The sequence below is a fragment of the Shouchella clausii genome (assembly GCF_002250115.1).
GTDB lineage: Bacteria > Bacillota > Bacilli > Bacillales > Bacillaceae_D > Shouchella > Shouchella clausii.
This window is the reverse complement of the sequence record NZ_CP019985.1, coordinates 874,770-895,751: the sequence shown is the minus strand read 5'-3', so window position 1 is coordinate 895,751 and position 20,982 is coordinate 874,770. Positions and strand designations below refer to the sequence as shown.

Below are 20,982 nucleotides of genomic sequence, written 5' to 3'. Positions count from 1 at the left end.
ATGATGCGAGGTGTAAACAATGGCGAAAACAATACGATTGACGACTGCACAAGCGCTAGTGAAGTTCTTAAATGCCCAATATTTGCATGCTGACGGGAAAGAGGAGCCTTTCGTTGAAGGGATTTTTACGATCTTCGGACATGGAAATGTGTTAGGGATTGGCCAAGCACTAGAGCAAGATGCCGGGCGATTAAACGTATGGCAAGGCAAAAATGAACAAGGGATGGCCCATGCGGCAATGGCTTTTAGCAAGCAGATGCTCCGCAAAAAAATATATGCAGTGACAACTTCTGTAGGCCCAGGAGCCGCGAACCTTGTTGCAGCTGCTGGCACAGCGCTAGCTAACAATATACCTGTTTTGCTTCTTCCTGCCGATACATTCGCGACTCGCCAGCCTGACCCAGTTTTGCAGCAATTTGAACAAGAATACAGCCAAGCAGTGACGACAAATGATGCATTAAAGCCGGTGTCGAGATACTGGGACCGGATTACTCGCCCAGAGCAGTTAATGTCGAGCCTTATTCGTGCCTTTGAAGTCATGACAGACCCAGGAAAAGCGGGGCCCGCGACGATTTGCATCGCCCAAGATGTCGAAGGAGAAGCATATGAGTATCCAGAGGAGTTTTTCAGAAAGCGCATTCATTATTTAGAACGTAGAAAGCCAACGGAGCGGGAAATCGAAGAGGCACTTGAACGGATTCGTAGGAGCAAGCGGCCGCTTCTTGTTGTTGGCGGAGGCGCTAAATATTCAGAAGCAAAGGAAGAACTAGTAGCGCTGTCTGAACAGTGTGGCATTCCTCTCGTCGAAACACAAGCAGGAAAAGCAACTGTTGCCGCTGACTTTGCTAACAACCTAGGTGGCCTTGGCGTTACCGGCACGCTTGCAGCGAATAAGGCAGCCCGTGAAGCTGACTTGGTGATTGGCGTAGGCACTCGCTACACCGACTTTGCGACTTCGTCAAAAACGGCGTTTGATTTTGAGCATACCACGTTTTTAAATATCAATGTCAGCCGCATGCAAACGTATAAGCTTGATGCTTATCAGGTTGTTGCAGATGCGAAAGAAACGCTTAGCCTACTTATTTCCAGGTTAAAAATGTATCGGTCAGCGTTTGGCGATCGAATTGCTGCGTTGAAAGAAGAGTGGCTCGCTGAACGGAACCGCCTAAAATCAGTCGTCTTTAATAGAAAAACATTTGTGCCTGAAGTCAAAGAGCATTTTAGCCAAGAGAAGTTAAATGAGTATGCCGATGCTCTGGGTACAGAACTGCCGCAAACGACTGCCTTGCTGGCTATTAATGAAACCATTGATGAGGACAGCACAATTATTTGTTCATCGGGCTCCCTTCCAGGGGATTTGCAGCGACTTTGGCACGCAAACGAGCCGAATACGTACCATCTTGAATACGGGTATTCCTGCATGGGTTATGAAATTTCTGGCGCCCTTGGCATCAAACTAGCCGAGCCTGAGCGAGAAGTTTATTCGATCGTCGGAGATGGCAGCTTTCTTATGCTCCATTCCGAATTGATTACCGCCATCCAATATAACAAGAAAATCAATATATTGCTGTTTGACAATGCCGGTTTTGGCTGTATCAGCAACTTGCAGATGGACCATGGCGGCGGCAGTTATTATTGCGAATTCCTTACGGCAGACAATCAAGTGATGAACATCGATTATGCCAAAGTCGCTGAAGGATATGGAGCCAAAACATACCGGGCTAACACAGTTGAACAATTAAAGGCAGCGCTTGAAGATGCCAAGAAGCAAGAGACTTCCACGTTGATTGAAATGAAAGTGCTGCCAAAGACGATGACAGACGGCTATGAAAGCTGGTGGAATGTCGGCGTCGCCGAAGTGGCTGCTTCCCAGTCTATTCAAGATGCCTATCAAGCAAGGCAAGCAAAGCTCAAGGAAGCAAAACATTATTAGAGGAGTCGATCCAATGGCAAATCGCAAGATCCGCTGGGGCATTGCCCCCATTGGCTGGCGCAATGACGACATTCCGGAAATTGGCGCGGAAAACACACTTTCCCATTTGCTTGGCGATATTGTTGTTGCTCGATTTGAAGGAACGGAAGCAGGCGGCTTTTTTCCTGAGCCACAAATTTTAAACAAAGAGCTGCAGCTAAGAAATTTAAAAGTGGCTGGCAAGTGGTTTTCCAGCTATATCATTCGCGATGGCATCGCTTCAGCCGCCCAAGCCTTCGATACCCATTGCCAGTTTTTGCAAGCTATCGGCGCAGAGATGGCGATCGTTTCGGAACAAACGTATAGCATCCAAGGGCTTGAAGCAAATATTTTCCGTGACAAGCCGACTTTTTCGAAAGAAGAATGGAAGTGTTTATACGAAGGGCTTGAGGAGCTTGGGGCAATTGCTCATTTATATGGCCTTACACTTGCGTTCCATCCCCATCTCGGCACGGGCGTGCAAACAAAAGCAGAAGTTGATCAACTGATGGCCCATACGGATCCGAGCTTAGTGAGCCTTCTGTATGATACGGGGCACGCCTACGTGTCAGATCGAGCATTTTTGCCGCTCCTCGATGACTATATGGATCGGATTAAGCACGTCCATTTTAAAGATGTGCGAAGTGAGGTGACGGATGCTTGCAGGCGTGACGGGCTTTCGTTCCAACAAGCGTTTTTAAAAGGGATGTTCACAGTACCAGGCGATGGCTGCATTGACTTTACAAAAGTATACCGACGTCTTATTCGAGGGGGCTACGATGGCTGGATTGTCGTAGAGGCGGAGCAAGATCCAAACATTGCCCACCCGCTGGAGTACGCATTAAAAGCAAGACGCTATATTGATTCCTATTTGCTGGCAGGCGGCGAGAAGCAGGCAACCATTTAAACAAGATGAAGGAGGAAGGAACATGACAGTTCGAGTGGGCGTGATTGGCACGGGGGCCATTGGCCAAGACCATATTAGGCGATTAGAATGCAAACTTTCAGGAGCAAAAGTGACAGCGGTTACAGACGTTAACCAAGATCTTGCCAGGAAAGTGGCCAACACATACGCCAAACAGGCGACTGTTTATGCCAATGACAGAGAATTGATTGCCGCCCACGATGTTGATGCCGTCTTAATAGCCAGCTGGGGTCCAGCACACGAAGCGAGTGTGCTGGCAGCGCTTGAGGCAGGCAAGCGTGTTTTTTGCGAAAAGCCACTTGCGACCACGGCAGACGGGTGCATGCGCATTGTCGAAGCGGAAATGGCTCATGGCAAGCGGCTTGTCCAAGTCGGGTTTATGCGGCGTTTTGACAGCGGCTATCTTCAATTAAAGCAAGCACTTGAGCAGGAATTGGTCGGAGAACCATTGATGGTCCGTTGCGTCCACCGCAATGTCGAGTCCGCAGAAAGCTATACAACCGACATGGCGATTACGGACACATTGATTCATGAAATTGACGTACTTCATTGGCTCCTAAATGACGAGTATCAACATGTCCGTGTCCTTTATCCGAAAAAAACAAAGCATGCGCTTCCCCATTTGCAAGATCCGCAACTCGTGTTGCTTGAAACGAAAAAAGGCGTCATCATTCAAGCGGAAATTTTTGTTAACTGTAAATATGGCTACGACATCCAATGCGAAATAGCTGGCGAAGAGGGCGTTATCAGTCTGCCTGATGTCCCAGCAGTCCGTTTATGCAGCAACGGCCGCAAAGGGACGGAAGTGCTGCAAGACTGGAAAAAACGGTTTGAAGCCGCTTATGACGTCGAACTGCAAGCCTTTATTGACGATGGCTTAAAGGACGAACCGGCTTCAGGGCCGAGCGCGTGGGACGGATATGTGGCTGCGGTAACTGCCGATGCCTGTGTAAAAGCACAAGAGTCGGGGCAGGAAGAATCGATTGAGCTTCCTGAGAAACCTGCGTTTTATCAAAACTCAGCAGCCACGCCCGAGCAAGTATAGGAGGAAACAACAATGAAACTTTGTTTTAATGGGGCGACAACCCGCGACAATGCCACATTAGAGGAAGACCTGGCTTACTGCGAAAAGCATGGCTATGACTTTATTGAAATTCGTACAGAAGATAAGCTGCCTGAATATTTAAAAACCCATACATTAGCTGATTTAAACCAATTTTTTGCGGAGAGCCGTCTTAAACCACTGGCGCTTAATGCCCTTGTCTTTTTTAACAATTTAGGCGAAGCAGCCTATAAGGAAATGATGAAGCAGTTTCAAGAAATGCTCCATGTCGCCGAGCAGCTCAACATCCCTTATATCGTAGCGGTTCCACTTATAACAAAGCAGCCGCTTTTAAGAGAGGAAATCCGTAAAAGCTGTGTCGAGACATTGTCTACTTTGGCTGAGGAGGCGCAGCAGTCGAAAGTGAAGATTGCCCTTGAGTTTGTTGGCCATCCTGATTGCACTGTCAATACGTTTGCCGACGCTTACCGCATCATTGAAGATGTTAATCGGGAAAATGTCGGACTTGTGTTTGATTGTTTCCATTTTCATGCAATGGGTTCGAACCTTGAAGATTTACAACAGGCCGATGGCGAAAAAATCTTTATTGTCCATATTGACGACACAGATGATTTTCCCGTTGGCGCACTTCGGGATGAACACCGTGTCTGGCCAGGCGAGGGAGCCATTGACCTCGCTGGTCAGTTTACCGCATTAACAGCGATCGGTTATTCCGGCCCTGTGTCAGTAGAGTTGTTTCGGCCAGAATATTACCAGCTACCTGCTGAAGAAACGATTCGAAAAGCAAGAGAAACGACACTCCGAGTCCTAGAAAGTACCTTAAGTCATCTTTGAAAGGAGGGAAGGCATGGAGTTTGTGGCGATGGCTCCATTGTTGGCCGACGCGAAGAAAGACAGTTACGCAATTGGCCAATTTAATATAAATGGGCTGCAATGGGCGAAAGCGATTTTAGCAGGCGCCGAATTGCAACAATCGCCAGTAATTGCAGCTGCTTCTGATCGTTTGATTGACTACTTAGGAGGCTTTCAAACGGTTGTGGCCATGATGGGGGCATTAACCGATGAACTTGGTATAACGGTGCCTGTCGTGCTCCATCTTGACCACGGTTTAAGTATTGAGCGTTGCAAGAAAGCAGTTGACGCTGGCTTCAGTTCTGTCATGTTTGACGGCTCTCAATATCCAATTAACGAGAATATTGACATGACGAAAGAGGTAGTGGCTTACGCCCACGCACGTCATGTGTCGGTAGAGGGAGAGGTCGGTACAGTCGGTGGCATGGAAGATGGGCTAATTGCCGGAATCAAATATGCCGATGTGGAAGAATGCCAGCGGTTTGTCTGCGAAACCAATGTCGATGCTCTCGCCGCCGCGCTCGGCTCCGTCCATGGCAAATACAAGGGTGAGCCAAAGCTTGGATTTAACGAAATGGCTGCCATTTCCGCCCGCACGGATGTGCCGCTCGTCCTTCACGGTGCCTCGGGCATACCTGATGAACAACTACAACGGGCCATAAAGCTTGGCCACGCTAAAGTCAATATAAACACAGAATGCATGATCGCATGGTCTGATGCTTGCCGGACAACATTTGCCGAGCAAGAAACGGCGTTTGAGCCGCGACTGCTCTTACAAGAGGGCCTAGCGATGGTCCAGGCTACGGTTGAAAAGAAAATCAAGCAATTTGGAGCAGCTAATAAAGCAACCGGTTCTGTAAGGCTACAAAGGAGATGAAACCTATGACAGCACCATCCATCCAATGCGCCGTTCTTGGCCTTGGGCGCCTTGGCTTTTACCATGCGAAAAATTTGCTTACGGAAGTGAGTGGGGCGGCAATTGTCCAAGTCATAGACCCCCTTCCTGGCCGGGCCAAGGATGTCGCCCAGACATTTGGGGTGCCTGGTTACTCGGACGATGTGCTCGATGCATTTGCAAATCCTGCAGTCGATGCCGTTGTTATCGTCACGCCGACGCGGACGCACGCTGAGATGATCAAATTAGCAGCTAGCTATGGGAAAGATGTCTTTGTTGAAAAGCCGCTGACTTTGCAATTAGATGAATCGATAGAAGTAGTGAAAGCGGTTCAGGAGGCAGGTATTATTTGTCAAGTGGGGTTTATGCGACGGTTTGACCCGGCTTACGCAGATGCCAAGCGGCGAATTGCTGCTGGAGAGATCGGCAAACCTCTCTATTATAAAGGCTTTACCCGCGATGCAGGCGCGCCGCCGCCTGAATTTATAAAAGATAGCGGCGGGTTGTTTGTTGATTGTTCCATTCATGATTATGACATTGCCCGCTATTTGATTGGGGCGGAAATCACAGCTATTTCTGGCCACGGTCAGGTGCTGAAGTACCCGTTTATGGAAGCGTTTGACGATGTTGACCAAGCCCTTTCCTATTTTGAGTTTGACAATGGGGCGGCAGGGGATGCCGAAGCTAGCCGTAATTCGCCCTATGGCTATGACATCCGCGCTGAAATTATTGGTTCAGAAGGTAGTCTGTTTATTGGCGAACTGCGGAACAAATCATTGACGATACTGAACGCCACTGGGTCAAGTTACGAAATCATTCCTAATTTCCAGACTCGCTTTCATGACGCGTACTGCTTAGAATTGCAGCATTTTATTGACTGTGTCCGCTCAAGGAACACGCCAATTGTAACAGCTGAAGATGCCACAACCAACTTAAAAGTAGCGCTAGCTGCAACCGAATCAATGAAAAACGGCAAGAAAGTAGTGTTGCAGCCACAGGCCTCCCTGTAGCAAAGGGACAAACGCCAAGTTGTATGTACCTTAGATCTGGCTTGTATAAATAGAAAAAGAAGTCTATTAACCAATGATGTAAGCTTGCAGTGCTGTTGCCTATGGGTGGATTTAAGGATAGAAGCGGTGATAAAGGGGAGAGACAAATTGGGCGTATTTTCCATTACCTCATTTATAATGATCGTCGGATCAATTTGGCTATTCGCTTACAAACGAAGCCGCAATGTCGACCTTTCGAGCTCAGAAGGGTACTTTTTAGGCGGGCGGAGTTTGACCGGTTTGACGATTGCCGGTTCAGTGATTATGACCAATTTATCTACAGAGCAAATTGTTGGTCAAAACGGACAAAGCTATGTGGCCGGCATGGAAGTCATGGCTTGGGAGGTAACAGCTGCGATTGCGATCGTCACACTTGCATTAGTGTTTTTGCCAAAATACTTAAAATATGGTGTTGACACGGTGACCGATTTTATTGAACGGCGCTATGATGCAACGACGAAAAGAATTGCTTCGTTTTTATTTATATTTACCTATGTGGTTTCGTTTCTTCCTGTTGTCTTATATTCTGGTTCATTAGTATTTAACCAAATTTTTTCAGTAGATGAACTGTTAAATGTCCATCCTCTTGTGGCGGTTTCGCTCATTTCGGGCATGATTGGAATGGTTGGTCTGCTTTATTTGCTTATCGGCGGCCTGCGCCTTAGTGCATTTAGCGATACGATTTATGGCATTGGTTTGCTTGTTGGTGGCCTTTCTATTCTAGTTCTAGGGTTGATTGTATTAGGGGATGGGCATCTACTTGCAGGATTTGAAACGATTCGCCAAAATACGCCTGAAAAATTAAATTCGATTGGCGCGATTGACTCTGAAATGGTGCCGTGGCCAACGCTTTTTTTAGGCATGTTTTTTAACAATTTATTTTATTGGTGTACAAACCAGTTAATTGTTCAGAAAGTACTGGCAGGAAGAGACTTGAAAGAAGGGCAGAAGGGAGCGCTTTATGTCGGTTTTTTCAAAATTTTCGGCGCTTTGTTCTTAGTATTCCCTGGCATCATTGCATTCAACATGTTTGGCGAAGGCATCGAGCCTGCCGATAACGCCTATCCAATGTTAGTGGTTGCCGTTTTACCGGATATAGCATTCGGCATTTTTGCAGCGATTATCTTTGGCGCGATTTTAAGCTCATTTGTAGGAGCTTTAAATGCAACAGCTACTTTGTTAGCGCTTGACTTCTATAAGCCGCTGGCCAAGAAAACCGTGACAGACAAAAAAGTTGCTCGATTTGGCAAAATCGTTACGGTCATTGTGGGAGGATTATCAATTGTTATTGCGCCATTGATTTCTTTTGCTCCGGCAGGGTTATTCCATGTCGTCCAACAGTTTAATGGGTTGTATAGCATGCCTTTGCTGGCGATCATTATTCTTGGCTTCTATTCCAAATACGCGACTGCCTTTGCTGTGAAAGTGACGTTTGCCTTCCATGTTGTTGCCTATACAGCAAGCCAGGTGTTCTTAGATATCCATTATCTTTATGTATTTAGCGCGATGTTTTTCATTGATTTGTTTCTTTTATGGGCGTTAAGCCGTCTTAAGCCATTGCAGGTTCCGTTTGAATTGACAGAAGCAACAAACAAAGTTGATTTGACACCTTGGAAACACCGCCATTGGGTAAGTGCCTTCGTTATTTTAACGGTTTTAGGAACGTATTTGTTGTTTTCACCATGGGGAATAGCTAAATAACATTCAGATAAAAGAACAGCGTTGTCCTTTTGCCGAAGATACTTGGCAAAAGAAAACACCTTTTAATAGGCCAGTTGGAGTTTCAACTGGCCTAATCGTCTGAGAGTGATATTAACATGTACCTTTAGGAAATCGACTATTGCTTGGAGAATGGAGAGGACTATTGTCTACTGTTGGCTCTTTTGAAGCGCTTGGTCTAAATCACTCAGAATATCGTCTATGGTCTCGATGCCAACAGATAGGCGAACCATGTCTGGTGTGACGCCTGCTTTTGCTTGGCTTTCTTCGTCTAGTTGCTGATGTGTCGTGCTTGCTGGATGGATCACCAATGATTTAGCGTCACCAACATTAGCTAAGTGGCTGAATAGCCTCAAGCTGTTAATAAACCGTTTGCCTTCTTCCACGCCGCCTTTAATGCCAAATGTAAAAATCGACCCTGCCCCTTTTGGCATGTACTTCTGTGCCAGATCATAGTAACGGCTCGACTCTAGGCCTGGGTAATGGACCCAAGAAACATTCGGATGCTGCTGTAAGAATTCAGCAGTGCGCTTCGCATTTTCTACATGGCGCTCCATTCGTAACGGCAATGTTTCTAACCCTTGAATAAATAGAAACGTATTAAATGGAGAAGCAGAGGCGCCTATATCTCTTAGCAACGTGACTCGCGCTTTTGTAATGTAGGCGAGGGGGCCAAGTGCCTCTGTATACACAAGTCCATGGTAACTAGCGTCTGGCTCTGATAAACCAGGAAACTTGCCATTGGCAAAATCAAATCGTCCAGAGTCGACAATGACGCCCCCGATCGATGTCCCGTGGCCGCCGATAAACTTAGTAGCGGAATGGACAACAATGTCTGCACCATGTTCAATCGGTCTGCACAAATACGGGGTAGCGAATGTATTATCGACAATAAGGGGAATCCCATTTGCATGGGCAATGTCCGCAATCGCTTCAATGTCCGCTATGTTGATTTGCGGATTGCCAATCGTTTCGATAAAAATCGCTTTTGTCTTGTCTGTGATCTTTTCTTGAAATTGGGATGGTTCATCAACATCGACAAAATGGCATGTCACACCTAGTTTAGGCAACGTGTGCGCAAACAGGGCGTAAGTGCCGCCATACAAGCTGCTGGAAGCAATAATGTCGTCTCCTGCTTCCGCGATATTTAAAATCGCATACGTAATGGCAGCCTGCCCAGAAGAAGTTGCTAATGCGCCTACGCCACCTTCCAATTCAGCCATTCGCTGTTCAAACACATCGTGTGTCGGGTTCATAATGCGCGAATAAATGTTGCCTGGCTCTTGTAAAGAAAACAAATTTGCAGCGTGATCAGTATCATTAAATACGTAAGAGCTTGTCTGGTAAATGGGAACCGCTCTCGCGTTTGTTGCAGAGTCAGGCGTTTGTCCGCCATGTAGAGCAATTGTTTCAAAACCAAGAGATTGTTTTTCTGTCATTCGTCTTTCCCCACCTTTTTGTTTTGTATATTTTGAATCTTTTACTTGGAATCGTGCACAAACACTTGTCTAAATAGTTCATACGTAGGAATTAATATAACAGAATAACTGAAAAAAATAAATATTTCTCTTTCCAAAAAGGCGAGTTGAGATTTTTACACGATGGATCTGGCCGCTTAAAGCATAAATATGGTATAATGATCGTATAAACTGGCTATTTTCTGTAACAAAACCAACAAACGTTGCCTTTAAGCGACTTGAAAGTGTCTTTTCAAGTGTGCTTAAAGGCTTTTTGCCGTTGTTTGTAAAGGAATTAGAGGAGAGATGAAAATGGGAGATTTGCCATGCAGAGGATGCAATGGGTTGTGCTGTGGGCCCGTGCCTATTTCGGAAAAAGAGCTGCGACATATAAAAAAACATATCAAGAAAATGCCTGCGAAAAGGTGCCACTCCCTAAAAAACCAACAGCGTTTTTTAGGGACGTGCATCTTTTTTGACGAAGCCAATGATTGCTGTGGCATCCATTCCGTTCGTCCATCGATTTGCCGCGCATTTGGGCATCACCAAAATCTCGTTTGTTTTCGCAAACCAGAAGCTGCTTTAGCTAAAACGTATCACCCAAATGAAGAGGTTGTCGGTACGTTAAGCATTGATTTTACATGGAAAGATTTTGGTTGACCTCTTCTAGCTGCTTGCCTTCGGGGCTACAGAGACAAGCACAACAAGTGAAACAACCGCATTTATCCTTTTAAAGCGCCGCCTGTCAGACCTTTGACAACACGTTCTTGGGCGATAATAAATAATAACAAAATCGGCAAGCTAGCGAGCGTAATAGCAGCCATTAGACCAGGAACGTTGATCATCAACTCGCCGTAAAAATTTTGCAGTCCAAGAGGCAAAGTCATCTTACTTCTTGTTGTTAGCAAGATGAGTGCAAAGATAAACTCTGTCCACAAGAAGACGAAATTGTAAATAACAATTGTAGACAAGGCTGGGGTTACATTAGGGAAAATCACTTTGCGAAAAATGGTCCAGTGATTCGCGCCGTCGATTTGCGCTGCTTCTTCAAGCTCTTTAGGAATTTCCTGCATAAACTGCGTCAAGATGAAAATGGAGATTGGCAAGCTAAAAGCAACATATGGGCCTAGTAAAGCCAACAATGTATCATAAATGCCCATCTCTTGTGTTAAAACAAAAATCGGTATTAAGGTTGCATGAATGGGGAGCATCATTCCTGCAACGAAGAGCAAAAACAGAGGGCGGTTAAAGCGGAATGACAGCCGACTTAATGGATAACTGGCTAATGAAGCAATGACGACTGTCAAGGAGACGGCGCTTACAGTAATGATTAAGCTATTTAAAAAGTAGCCAGCCAGCCCCATATCGACTACGGCAAAGTAATGTTCAAACGTAAAGGTGTCGGGCACAATCGCGTAAGGGTTGTTGAAAAATTCGTCCATGCTTTTAAGCGATGTACCGACCATGTACATAAACGGATAAAACGTAAACAACAACAAGGAAACAGCCAACACATACAGCATGATGCGTTTTACGAGTTGCAGTGGATTCACGAGAGGATCCCCCGTTTCTTTCGCTGGTATTCAACAAATTGGATGATGGCTACACAAATAAAGGCAATAATAAACATGGCAGCCGCGACTGTGCTCGCATAGCCCATGCTAAACTGGATAAAGCCTTGCTTGTACATATAGGTTCCTAATATTTCTGTTGCCCCTCCAGGGCCGCCGCCAGTCATAATGTAAAAAATGTCAAATGCTTTTAGTGAACCAACAACGGCGAGAACGGAAGAACTGACAATAGTAGGAACGAGGGCTGGCAACGTGATGTAAAAAAACTGTTGCCTTCCATTTGCGCCATCAATGCTAGCCGCTTCATACAATTCATTTGGAATCCCTACCATTGCTGCTTTAAATAAAATCATATAAAAAGGAGAGAATTGCCAAATAACGACAATTAAAATGGCAATCATCGCCACATTGGCGTCCGCCAACCAGGGGATCGCATCAAAACCAAATACTTGCAACAATTGGTTAATCGGACCGTTTATCGGGTCATACATAAAAATCCAGAGAAGCCCTATCGCCACCGTAGACATTAAATAGGGAAGAAAGTAGATAACATTTAACAATCTTTTACCGATGACAGGGCTGAAGAGAACAAGTGCCATGATAAGCCCTAGCGGAATTTGTACAAAAACAGAAACAAGGACAAGCAAACTATTGTTTTGCAGCGCTTGCCAAAAAGTGGCGTCTTTAAGGAGAGTCACATAGTTATCCAGTCCAATAAAGGTGCGTTGAGGTTGTACACCATTCCACTCATGAAGGCTGTAATAGAATGTTGAAAAAATCGGATATAAAATAAATACGCTATAAACAAGAAGCGCTGGCAATACAAAGAAGAAAATCGTGCGACCATTCTTTGCCTTTCTTTGTGTAAGCGGGGGAGACGTTTCTGGTTGAACTGCGGTTTTCATATGTAGCCCTCCTTTTATAAAGATAAAGAGAGGCACTATGACGAAAAAGTGCGCTCTCTTCTATCTGTTAATCTAACAATTCTTTTGCTTTCTCCTCCATCTGGCTAGCTGCTTCTTCAGGTGTAAGCGTTTTACCGAATAGTTGCTGTGTTGTATCTAGATGTAGTTCAGCAAGAGCAGGGGGCAATGTTTGGTCATAAGGCATGTGAATGTCATTGGCATTAGCCGCGATTTCATCAATTCGCTTAATAAATGGGTCATCTGTTTCAATGTCTTTAATAGCGGCAATGCTGCCCGTTCGGTTTACATAATCTTCGGCTGTTTCAATGCTTGTAAGTTCATTAATCAGCTCAACTGCAAGGTCAGGGTGTTCTGTGGCTGAAGAAACGGACCAAACGGGGCTTGTTGCACCACCTACATTGGAAGGATCGCCATTTCCTTCAGCAATTTCAGGAAACTCGAACATCCCAAGTTTCTCTTCAAATTCAGGTGCTTCTGTACGCACGCTAGAGATAAACGTATTCGTCATTAGCATCATTGCAGACTGGCCTGAATAAAGCAGTTGCCGTCCTTGCCCTGCATCGTAAGGAACGCCGTTAAAGCCTGGATTAAAAGCACCTCTATCAACAAGGTCTTGGATGTATTCGCCTGCCTTTACATAGGACTCGTCATCAAATCCTGTACCGTCACGGTTAAAAGCCCCTTGAAAAAGGTCTTCGCCGCCTAGACGGTCGGCAAAATACATCAAATAATACGTGCCCGGCCATTTTGTTTGGTTGGTTAATGTAATCGGGATAATATCGTTCTCTTTTAACGTGTCCACAATTTCAAGAAACTCGTCATATGTTTGCGGCTCCTCTAGCCCGTATTCATTAAAAATTTCTTTGTTATAAAAGAACAGTGTTTGAGTAAGCCCTAACGGAAGCCCGTAAACATCGTCTTCAAATGTTGTATTCGTTAGCGCAACATCAAGAAATTTATCAAAGTCGATATCGTAGTCATTTAGTGACACAACTTGCCCGGCATCAGCAAACTCTTTAAGCCAGCTGCCACCCCAGGAAAAAAAGACATCTGGAGGGTCTCCTCCTGACATGGCAACAACCATGCGCTGTTTATAATCATCATTCGGAATATATTGCATGTTCACCGTTACACCTGGGTTTTTATCTTCAAAACGAGCAATCGCATCTTGATATACTTTTTCTTTTTCGCTCGCGTCATTTTGCCAAAGCTCTAATACAATGTCTCCTTGATGGCTTTCCCCCTCGCTTTCCGTTCCTGCGTCTTCATTTGAATTGCCACAAGCACTGAGAACAAACAATGCCATCATCGAAATACAAACAACTATCGCCGCTTTCTGTCTCATTGCAAAACCCCCCTTTTCATTTTTACGCGAAAATGCCAATGGGAACGGCGAGTTAATACCCATGTGCGGTACGTTCTCTCGGTTCCCTTATAAAGGAGCATTAAAATCGTTCCATAAGTCACCTCCTTAGCAAAATTGGAAGAGGAAACTATGCACAGACCATCCTTTAAAAGCATGCAAAAAAGCCCTCATCACAGGAATCAATCGATTCCTTGTCGTTTAATCAGGGTTGTATTCATCAGGCTGCGTCTATTAAGTTATGGCAATGATAGCGATAATATGATTGTCCCATGTAAGAATAAAGAGATTATGAAAAAGAGGTTTATTATTTGTAAAATTTTCATTGTTATTATATAGGATCGTTCACTCCCTAGTCAATGGTTTTAGCGCAAATGTCATTGGTGCCTTTAAAAGTCGACAAAAAAGCTCATGGAAGCGAAAGGTGCTACATCCCTCACACGGATGTGACCATGAGCGAAGTGGTGTTTCTAACATTGGTACCTCGTCCCTTTAAAAAGAAGAATCAATCGGCTGAAGGAAAAAGCAGGTTTTCTAAAAATCTATTCGGCAAAGCTACTTCGATATGCCGCCGGCGTTACGGACGTAAGCCTTTTAAATGTCCGGTAGAAGTGTGGCATGCTGTTAAAGCCACATTGTTCCGCTATAAGGGCAATGTTCTCTTTTTGTTCCTGTAGTAAATTTTTCGCCATAATGATGCGCTTCGTTGTGATGTATTCTGTTACATTCATGCCGATAAGTTTTTTAAATACCCTGCTAAAGTGCGCCGGCGACACGGCTGCTATTTTAGCGAGATTGTTCAGTTCGAGCTCATTTTCTAAATTGAGCTCGATATAGTCAAGAACCTGATTAATCCACACTGGACCAGCGTTATGATGCCCGACACGCTCGCTCTTGAGGCAGTTTCGGTTTAGAAACAAAAGAATTTGCTGCAACAAAAGGGCTAACATCTGCCTCTGGTCAATGCGCTTTTCTTTTTCCTCCTCCCAGAGCTGATCGATATACATTTCGAGCTGAGCACGGTTTTTTTGCTCTAGCCGGTGCCTGTAATTTTTGCGTCCTTTGCCTTCCTCAAACAATCTTAGATAGGATTGAGAATCCCAGAATACAGAGCGCTGCAATAAAACGGGGCTAAAAAAAATAGCTGTTGAGGTAATCAAATTTTCTGCTGTTGGGATGACACGATGGATCGTATTTCCAGGGATGGTGATAATATCTCCCTGCTCAGCTTGAAACAAATTCTGATCAATAAAAAAGGTTCCTTTCCCTTGATAGACATAGACAATTTCGTACCAGTCGTGCAGATGGTCAGGAAGCTCGCGATTAGGCGTTTTCGTATCTTTATAAGCAATGAAAAAGGGGAAATCATTCTCTGAATCAAATGTTTTGCGGACAGGCTCCAATTACGACACCTCTTTTCCAAACTTAAAATCTTAATCTTTTTATATTATATCAATAAAAGGTATATATTGAGCATAATACGCAATATTTATAACTTATTTATGGTGATAAAATGAATCTTGGCAACAATGAAGGGTGGACAGAATGAGGAGGAAAACGGTGAAAAGCATCATTTGCGAACGGCCGAATGTATTCAAGATGACAAATGAGAAAGCGCCTTCAATTAGGCCAGGTGAAGCATTAGTACGTATTAAACGCATTGGCATATGCGGGACTGATCTTCATGCTTATAAAGGAAACCAGCCCTTTTTTTCCTATCCTAGAGTACTGGGGCATGAGCTGTCTGGTGTCATTGAAGAGGTCGAGCATAATCCAGAAGGGCTGCAAGCAGGAGATCGTGTAGCGATCATCCCTTATTTAAGCTGTGGAAATTGCCATGCTTGTCGAAACGGCAAAACGAATTGTTGTACGAAGGTGAATGTGCTGGGCGTTCATATCGATGGTGGTATGAAAGAACTGGTTGCTGTTCCTACTAAACAATTAATAAAAACCAATAGTCTTTCCTATGATGAAGCGGCCCTAATTGAGCCTCTTGCTATTGGTGCCCACGCTGTAAATCGGGCGAAGCCAAGAAGAAATGAACAGGTTTTAGTGATCGGGGCAGGGCCCATCGGGTTGGGCGTGATGCTGTTTGCCAAGGAACAGGGTGCCCGTGTCATCGCTATGGATGTCAATGCAGAAAGGCTTGAATTTTGCCAGCAATGGGCCAAAGCAGATGCAGTAATCCATGCATTGGATACCCCTCTGTCCAAGCTAAATGAATTAACGAATGACGAGTTGCCGACAATTGTTTTTGATGCGACGGGAAACAACCATTCCATGACGGAAGCTTTTAACTATGTTGCTCATGGGGGGAAATTGGTTTACGTAGGGCTTGTCAACGGAATGATTCAATTTGATGATCCAGAATTTCATAAAAAAGAAATGACATTAATGGCTAGCAGGAACGCGACCAAGGAGGATTTTAACTACGTTATACAGGTGTTGGAAACAGGCTCTATTCAACTGGATCCGTACATTACCCATCGCTGCAGCTTTAGGGAGATGGTTGAACAGTTTGATAGCTGGCTATTACCGGAATCTAAAGTGATAAAGGTGGTCGTAGAGCTCTAAGGGATGAGAAATTAGCTCGTCCCTTGCCTGAGTCTATCAACGATTTAAATCGGTACAGGTCAGAATAACAGATTGTTATGGCAAAAATGAAAGCGTTATCAACAAAGACGAGCAATAAGAAAAACTATACGTAAGGACTGAATGGAATGAAGAATGGGAAAACAATGTCCTCCCTCTTACTTCTTGTAATGGTAGCTTTGTTAACGGCATGCAGTACGGCTGATGCTGGCAATAGCCCAGACCAGGTTTACACCGTGAATATCGCTTACGGAAATCAGCCAGGTGAACCAGTAGACCAAATGGCGCGGAAGTGGAAGGAGCTTGCCGAAGAACGGAGCAACGGACGGTTGAACATACGGTTATACCCTAGCTCACAGCTAGGCTCTGAAGCAGACGTAGTTGAGCAGGCGCTGTTTGGGAGCAATGTGATCATCTTTACAGGCTATGACTTCCTTATGAACTTTGTCCCTGATCTTGGAGTGATGACGGCTCCATATCTAGTAGACGACGTAGAGGATTTATTCTACTTGACGACAACCGATTGGTTTAAATCGCTTGAGGATGACTTGAGGCAGGAGGGTTTAGAGATTGTAACCACAAACACACTCTATGGTGAGCGCCATCTCATGACAACGAAAGAGGTTCTGACACCAGAGGATTTAAAAGGGTTAAAAATCCGGGTTCCAAACAATCAGATGTATATTCATACGTTCAGTGTGCTTGGTGCTTCACCGACACCGCTTCCTCTATCCGATATGTATGCTTCCTTGCAACAGGGCGTAATTGATGGGGCTGAGAATCCGCTGCCTGTCCTCTCTGGCTCAAAAACGCATGAAGTCGCGAAATTTCTAGCGTTAACGGGACATACGAAGATTATTAGCCCATGGGTGACTGGAAACGAGTTTATGGACTCTCTGCCAGCTGATTTGCGGGACATTTTACAGACAACGGGGGATGAAGCGGGAGAATTTGAAAAAATGATTGTGGCCGAGGAGGAGGAAAAGGTTCTCGAAGATTTTGCTTCACAAGGAATTAAGATAAATGAGATTGATGTTGAGCCGTTTAAAGAAAGAGCGCAGGAGATTTTTAACCGTATTCCTGAATGGAGCCCTGATCTACAGGAAACGATTCAAGAACTGCTGGATAACCGTGATTAGAAGGAATGAACAACTTCTTTGTCTATGGTAGAAGCTGGATAGATGCTTAGAGGAAAGCCTACACTCACAACAACGTAGAGGTGATAAACATGAAGCGTTTTTTTCATCATTTGGATGATTATCTAGGAGTTCTTGCTTTATCAGGAATTATTGTTCTCATTAGCGCAAACGTATTTTTCCGCTTTGTCTTAAACAGTCCGATCACATGGACTGAGGAAGTAAGTTTGGCGTTGTTTATATGGCTTACGTTTATCGGTATTAGCTCTGGAATCAAGCACAATTCACACGTAGGGATCGATTATTTCGTCCGGAAAATGCCGGGAAAAATACGCCATTATGTTCAGGTGGCAAGGCTTGTCGTGATTTTGGCTGCCACTATCCTTGTGTTTGTCTACTGGGGGGCTGCGTTTGCCATTCACGGTGTCGCCAAAGTAACCCCAGTGCTTGGGATCAGTTATACATTCATTAATTTGGCGGTGCCGATCGGTTCGTTGCTAGCCGTGTTTCATCTTCTTAACGTGTTTATCAAAAGAGACCGGGCTTATATACATCAAGAGAGAGGACTGGAGTAAGGATGGATTTAACGATTGCTTTAATCATCATGTTTGCTCTGATCATATTGAATATTCCTGTAGCCTACGCCATTATCGCCGGCTGCGCGTACTACTTTATCATGAATGACAGCTTCACCCATGAAATCTTAATCCAACGAATGATGAGCGGCGTAGAATCCTTTCCTCTCCTTGCGATCGTTTTCTTTATAACAGCAGGGATTCTGATGAACTATACCGGAATTACGGAAAGAATGCTTAACTTCGCCCAAGTCATGACTGGCCATATGACAGGAGGGCTAGCGAAAGTCAACGTATTGCTCAGTGTGCTGATGGGAGGCTTGTCGGGGTCTAATATCGCGGATGCGGCCATGCAGTCCAAAGTACTTGTGCCGCAAATGACGAAGCGCAATTATCCGCCTGCTTTCTCGACAGCATTAACGGCGGCAACGTCTCTGATTACACCGATCATTCCACCAGGGATCGCCTTAATTATGTACGGCTATATCGGGAACGTGTCTATTGGCAACCTGTTTTTAGCTGGCATTGTACCGGGTTTAATGCTTAGTGTGATTTTTTTGATCCTCGTTCATTTTATTGCTAAAAAGAGAGGCTTTGAAACGGAAAAAAAGCCAGCGGCTAAACCAAAAGAGATGCTTATTGCTTCTAAGGATGCAGCGTTTGCGATTTTGTTGCCGATTATCATTATTGGTGGAATTCGCTTTGGCGTGTTCAGCCCAACGGAGGCCGGAGCGATTGCTGTTATTTACGCTCTTATTTTAGGGTTTTTTATTTATCGCCAGATGAAGGGCAATCAGCTCGTTACCGCTTTAAAAGAATCGGTCAATTTAACGGCTACGATCATGATCATTATTGCAGCGGGAACGGCCTTCGGCTGGATTTTAACGCTTGAGCAGATTCCACAGCAACTAACTGGCACGGTAACCAATTTTATCGAGAGCCCTGCTCTGTTCCTATTTGTCATTATGGTCTTCTTACTCGTAGTAGGTATGTTTATTGAAGGCAACGTTTTACTTATTATACTAACACCTATCTTTATGCCTATGATTCAAACATTCGGTATAGATCCTGTGCATTTTGGGCTTTTCTTTATTCTTTGCCTTAGTGTTGGAACGATCACTCCTCCTATCGGGACGATTATGTTTACGACAACGGCAATTACTAAAGTGAAAATTGAAGATTTTATTAAAGAGGCATGGCCTTTTTATATTGTTTTAATCATTGCGATTTTGCTTGTTGCCTATTTCCCAGCAATTTCCCTATGGCTGCCTTCTCTGTTCTCCTAATTAAATAAGGATCGATGAAGCCATCCACTCTAACAGTATTCAGCGACAACTGGACACTGTGAGGTAGATTAAATCCGTGTTTAACAAATAAGGAGGTTTTGATTTTGTCTAACGCTTTTTTTCAAGTTCACCCGACAGACAATGTCATCGTCAGTTTAAAAGACTTGCAAAAAGATCAACGTATCCAGTTTAAAGAAGAGCATATTCCTTTATCCAGAGACGTTCCTTCTGGGCACAAAATTGCAATCAGAGACATCGCTGTAGGAGAAGACATCGTAAAATACGGATTCCCTATTGGCAAAGCAAGCAAGCCAATTCAAAAAGGCGATTGGGTACACACCGATAATGTTGTAACGAAGCTATCAGGAACGCTCGAATATCAGTATCAACATAAATCACAGCCGTTTCATGTTCGGGAATCCGCAACCACTTTTGATGGGTACTGGCGCAAAAACGGGGAAGCGGGCATTCGTAATGAAATATGGATTATCAATACCGTAGGCTGTATAAATAAAACGGCAGAGATTCTCGCGAAAATGGGAAATGAGGCATTTCAAGAGGAAGGGATCGATGGCATCTATCATTTTCCCCATCCCCTTGGCTGCTCCCAACTAGGCGATGATTTGCATAACACTCAAAAAATATTAGGAAGACTCGTAGAGCATCCTAACGCTGCAGCGGTTCTCGTATTAGGTCTAGGGTGTGAAAACAACTTTATAGAATCGTTTAAACAGGCCCTCTCGGAAATCGATGAAGAACGAGTAAAGTTTCTCGCTGTCCAAGACGTCGAGGACGAACTTGAGGAAGGGCTGGATTTACTTGGGAGTCTGGTCAGTTACGCAAAAACATTTAAAAAAGAGCCTATTCCTCTATCAAAGTTAAAAGTTGGTTTAAAATGCGGAGGATCTGACGGATTTTCAGGAATTACAGCGAATCCGATGGTCGGAGCGTTTTCCGATATGCTTATCTCCGCAGGAGGGACAACGATTTTGACGGAAGTGCCTGAAATGTTTGGCGCAGAGACGATTCTGCTGGAGCGGGTTACGGATAAAAAGGTATTTAACGATTTAGTCGATGTGGTAAATGGTTTCAAAGAGTATTTCCTTAAGTACAACCAGCCGGTCTACGAAAATCCATCTCCAGGCAATAAAAAAGGAGGCATTACAACACTGGAGGAAAAGTCACTTGGTTGTGTCCAAAAAGGTGGATTTGCCCCTGTCGTCGACGTCCTCCCTTATGGTTCTAAGGTTACAAAGCAGGGGCTGAACATCGTACAAGGGCCAGGAAACGACTTAGTATCTGTCACAAACCTTGCTGCAGCTGGTGCCCATATCGTGCTGTTCACAACAGGAAGGGGAACCCCGTTTGGCGGGCCTGTGCCAACGGTTAAAATCTCAACCAATACGGCTCTATTTGAAAAGAAGAAGAACTGGATTGATTATAACGCCGGACAGCTCATTCAAGGCAGCAGCATGGACGATGTCAAAGAGGACTTTTTCACCTATTTGCTTCAGGTCGCTTCGGGAGAAAAGAAGACAAAAAATGAGCAGTACGGTTTTAAAGAGATCGCTATTTTTAAGGATGGCGTGACCCTTTAACGCTCATCAAATAAAAAGGGGACC

General features: G+C 44.6%; 18 protein-coding genes. 13 read left to right on the top strand and 5 right to left on the bottom strand.

All coding sequences use genetic code 11. The annotated features are described in order from the left end of the window. The first annotated feature begins 19 nt into the window (after nucleotides 1-19). The 7 genes from iolD (at nucleotide 20) to BC8716_RS04245 (ending at nucleotide 8,436) form a co-directional block, all read left to right on the top strand. Nucleotides 20-1,933 carry a 3D-(3,5/4)-trihydroxycyclohexane-1,2-dione acylhydrolase (decyclizing) gene (gene iolD, locus BC8716_RS04275; protein ID WP_094424088.1) on the top strand — a complete coding sequence of 638 codons (1,914 nt, stop codon included), beginning with the start codon at nucleotides 20-22 and terminating at the stop codon, nucleotides 1,931-1,933. Between the two features lie 13 nt (nucleotides 1,934-1,946). Then, nucleotides 1,947-2,858 (top strand): myo-inosose-2 dehydratase, encoded by a 912-nt coding sequence (iolE, locus tag BC8716_RS04270; protein ID WP_094424087.1) that lies wholly within the window; start codon nucleotides 1,947-1,949, stop codon nucleotides 2,856-2,858. 22 nt (nucleotides 2,859-2,880) lie between these two features. Beyond that, on the top strand, nucleotides 2,881-3,921 hold the full coding sequence (gene iolG, locus BC8716_RS04265) for a bifunctional inositol 2-dehydrogenase/D-chiro-inositol 1-dehydrogenase (RefSeq protein ID WP_094424086.1): 1,041 nt from the start codon (nucleotides 2,881-2,883) through the stop codon (nucleotides 3,919-3,921). Nucleotides 3,922-3,933: 12 nt separating this feature from the next. After that, a complete protein-coding gene (locus tag BC8716_RS04260) occupies nucleotides 3,934-4,773 on the top strand; it encodes a sugar phosphate isomerase/epimerase family protein (protein WP_094424085.1) in 840 nt (279 codons plus the stop codon). Nucleotides 4,774-4,786: 13 nt separating this feature from the next. Continuing rightward, nucleotides 4,787-5,668, top strand: coding sequence for a class II fructose-1,6-bisphosphate aldolase (gene fba / locus BC8716_RS04255; protein WP_094424084.1), 882 nt, complete (start codon nucleotides 4,787-4,789; stop codon nucleotides 5,666-5,668). Between the two features lie 5 nt (nucleotides 5,669-5,673). Next, a complete protein-coding gene (locus BC8716_RS04250) occupies nucleotides 5,674-6,696 on the top strand; it encodes a Gfo/Idh/MocA family oxidoreductase (protein WP_094424083.1) in 1,023 nt (340 codons plus the stop codon). A 147-nt stretch (nucleotides 6,697-6,843) separates the two neighbouring features. Next, the gene (locus BC8716_RS04245) at nucleotides 6,844-8,436 is read left to right on the top strand and encodes a solute:sodium symporter family transporter (protein WP_094424082.1); all 1,593 of its coding nucleotides are present in this window, start codon (nucleotides 6,844-6,846) and stop codon (nucleotides 8,434-8,436) included. A gap of 167 nt (nucleotides 8,437-8,603) precedes the next feature. On the opposite strand, the gene BC8716_RS04240 is transcribed toward BC8716_RS04245, so the two are convergent. Further along, nucleotides 8,604-9,893, bottom strand: a complete 1,290-nt coding sequence (locus BC8716_RS04240; protein ID WP_062748662.1) for a homocysteine synthase — start codon at nucleotides 9,891-9,893, stop codon at nucleotides 8,604-8,606. 330 nt (nucleotides 9,894-10,223) lie between these two features. Between BC8716_RS04240 and BC8716_RS04235 the strand changes: the two genes are divergently transcribed. Continuing rightward, nucleotides 10,224-10,571 carry a YkgJ family cysteine cluster protein gene (locus BC8716_RS04235; protein ID WP_094424081.1) on the top strand — a complete coding sequence of 116 codons (348 nt, stop codon included), beginning with the start codon at nucleotides 10,224-10,226 and terminating at the stop codon, nucleotides 10,569-10,571. A gap of 62 nt (nucleotides 10,572-10,633) precedes the next feature. Here the strand turns inward: BC8716_RS04235 and BC8716_RS04230 are convergent, their stop codons facing one another. The 4 genes from BC8716_RS04230 to BC8716_RS04215 form a co-directional block, all read right to left on the bottom strand. Then, a complete protein-coding gene (locus BC8716_RS04230) occupies nucleotides 10,634-11,464 on the bottom strand; it encodes a carbohydrate ABC transporter permease (protein ID WP_082808344.1) in 831 nt (276 codons plus the stop codon). Then, nucleotides 11,461-12,387 (bottom strand): carbohydrate ABC transporter permease, encoded by a 927-nt coding sequence (locus BC8716_RS04225; protein WP_062748658.1) that lies wholly within the window; start codon nucleotides 12,385-12,387, stop codon nucleotides 11,461-11,463. Before BC8716_RS04225 ends, BC8716_RS04230 begins: the two co-directional genes overlap by 4 nt. Nucleotides 12,388-12,454: 67 nt before the next feature. Then, nucleotides 12,455-13,753: an extracellular solute-binding protein gene (locus tag BC8716_RS04220; RefSeq protein WP_094424080.1), complete on the bottom strand. Its 1,299-nt coding sequence runs from the start codon at nucleotides 13,751-13,753 to the stop codon at nucleotides 12,455-12,457. Nucleotides 13,754-14,313: 560 nt separating this feature from the next. Further along, a complete protein-coding gene (locus BC8716_RS04215; protein WP_094424079.1) occupies nucleotides 14,314-15,174 on the bottom strand; it encodes a helix-turn-helix domain-containing protein in 861 nt (286 codons plus the stop codon). Nucleotides 15,175-15,331: 157 nt separating this feature from the next. Between BC8716_RS04215 and BC8716_RS04210 the strand changes: the two genes are divergently transcribed. From BC8716_RS04210 to BC8716_RS04190, 5 genes are all read left to right on the top strand, one after another. Continuing rightward, nucleotides 15,332-16,345, top strand: a complete 1,014-nt coding sequence (locus tag BC8716_RS04210; protein WP_094424078.1) for a zinc-binding alcohol dehydrogenase family protein — start codon at nucleotides 15,332-15,334, stop codon at nucleotides 16,343-16,345. Nucleotides 16,346-16,491: 146 nt separating this feature from the next. Beyond that, nucleotides 16,492-17,502, top strand: coding sequence for a C4-dicarboxylate TRAP transporter substrate-binding protein (locus BC8716_RS04205; RefSeq protein ID WP_094424077.1), 1,011 nt, complete (start codon nucleotides 16,492-16,494; stop codon nucleotides 17,500-17,502). An 89-nt stretch (nucleotides 17,503-17,591) separates the two neighbouring features. Continuing rightward, entirely contained in the window at nucleotides 17,592-18,074 is a 483-nt protein-coding gene (locus tag BC8716_RS04200) for a TRAP transporter small permease (protein ID WP_094424076.1), read from the top strand. A 2-nt stretch (nucleotides 18,075-18,076) separates the two neighbouring features. Continuing rightward, entirely contained in the window at nucleotides 18,077-19,360 is a 1,284-nt protein-coding gene (locus BC8716_RS04195) for a TRAP transporter large permease (RefSeq protein WP_094424075.1), read from the top strand. A gap of 104 nt (nucleotides 19,361-19,464) precedes the next feature. After that, nucleotides 19,465-20,958, top strand: a complete 1,494-nt coding sequence (locus tag BC8716_RS04190; protein ID WP_094424074.1) for a UxaA family hydrolase — start codon at nucleotides 19,465-19,467, stop codon at nucleotides 20,956-20,958. Nucleotides 20,959-20,982 lie beyond the last annotated feature (24 nt).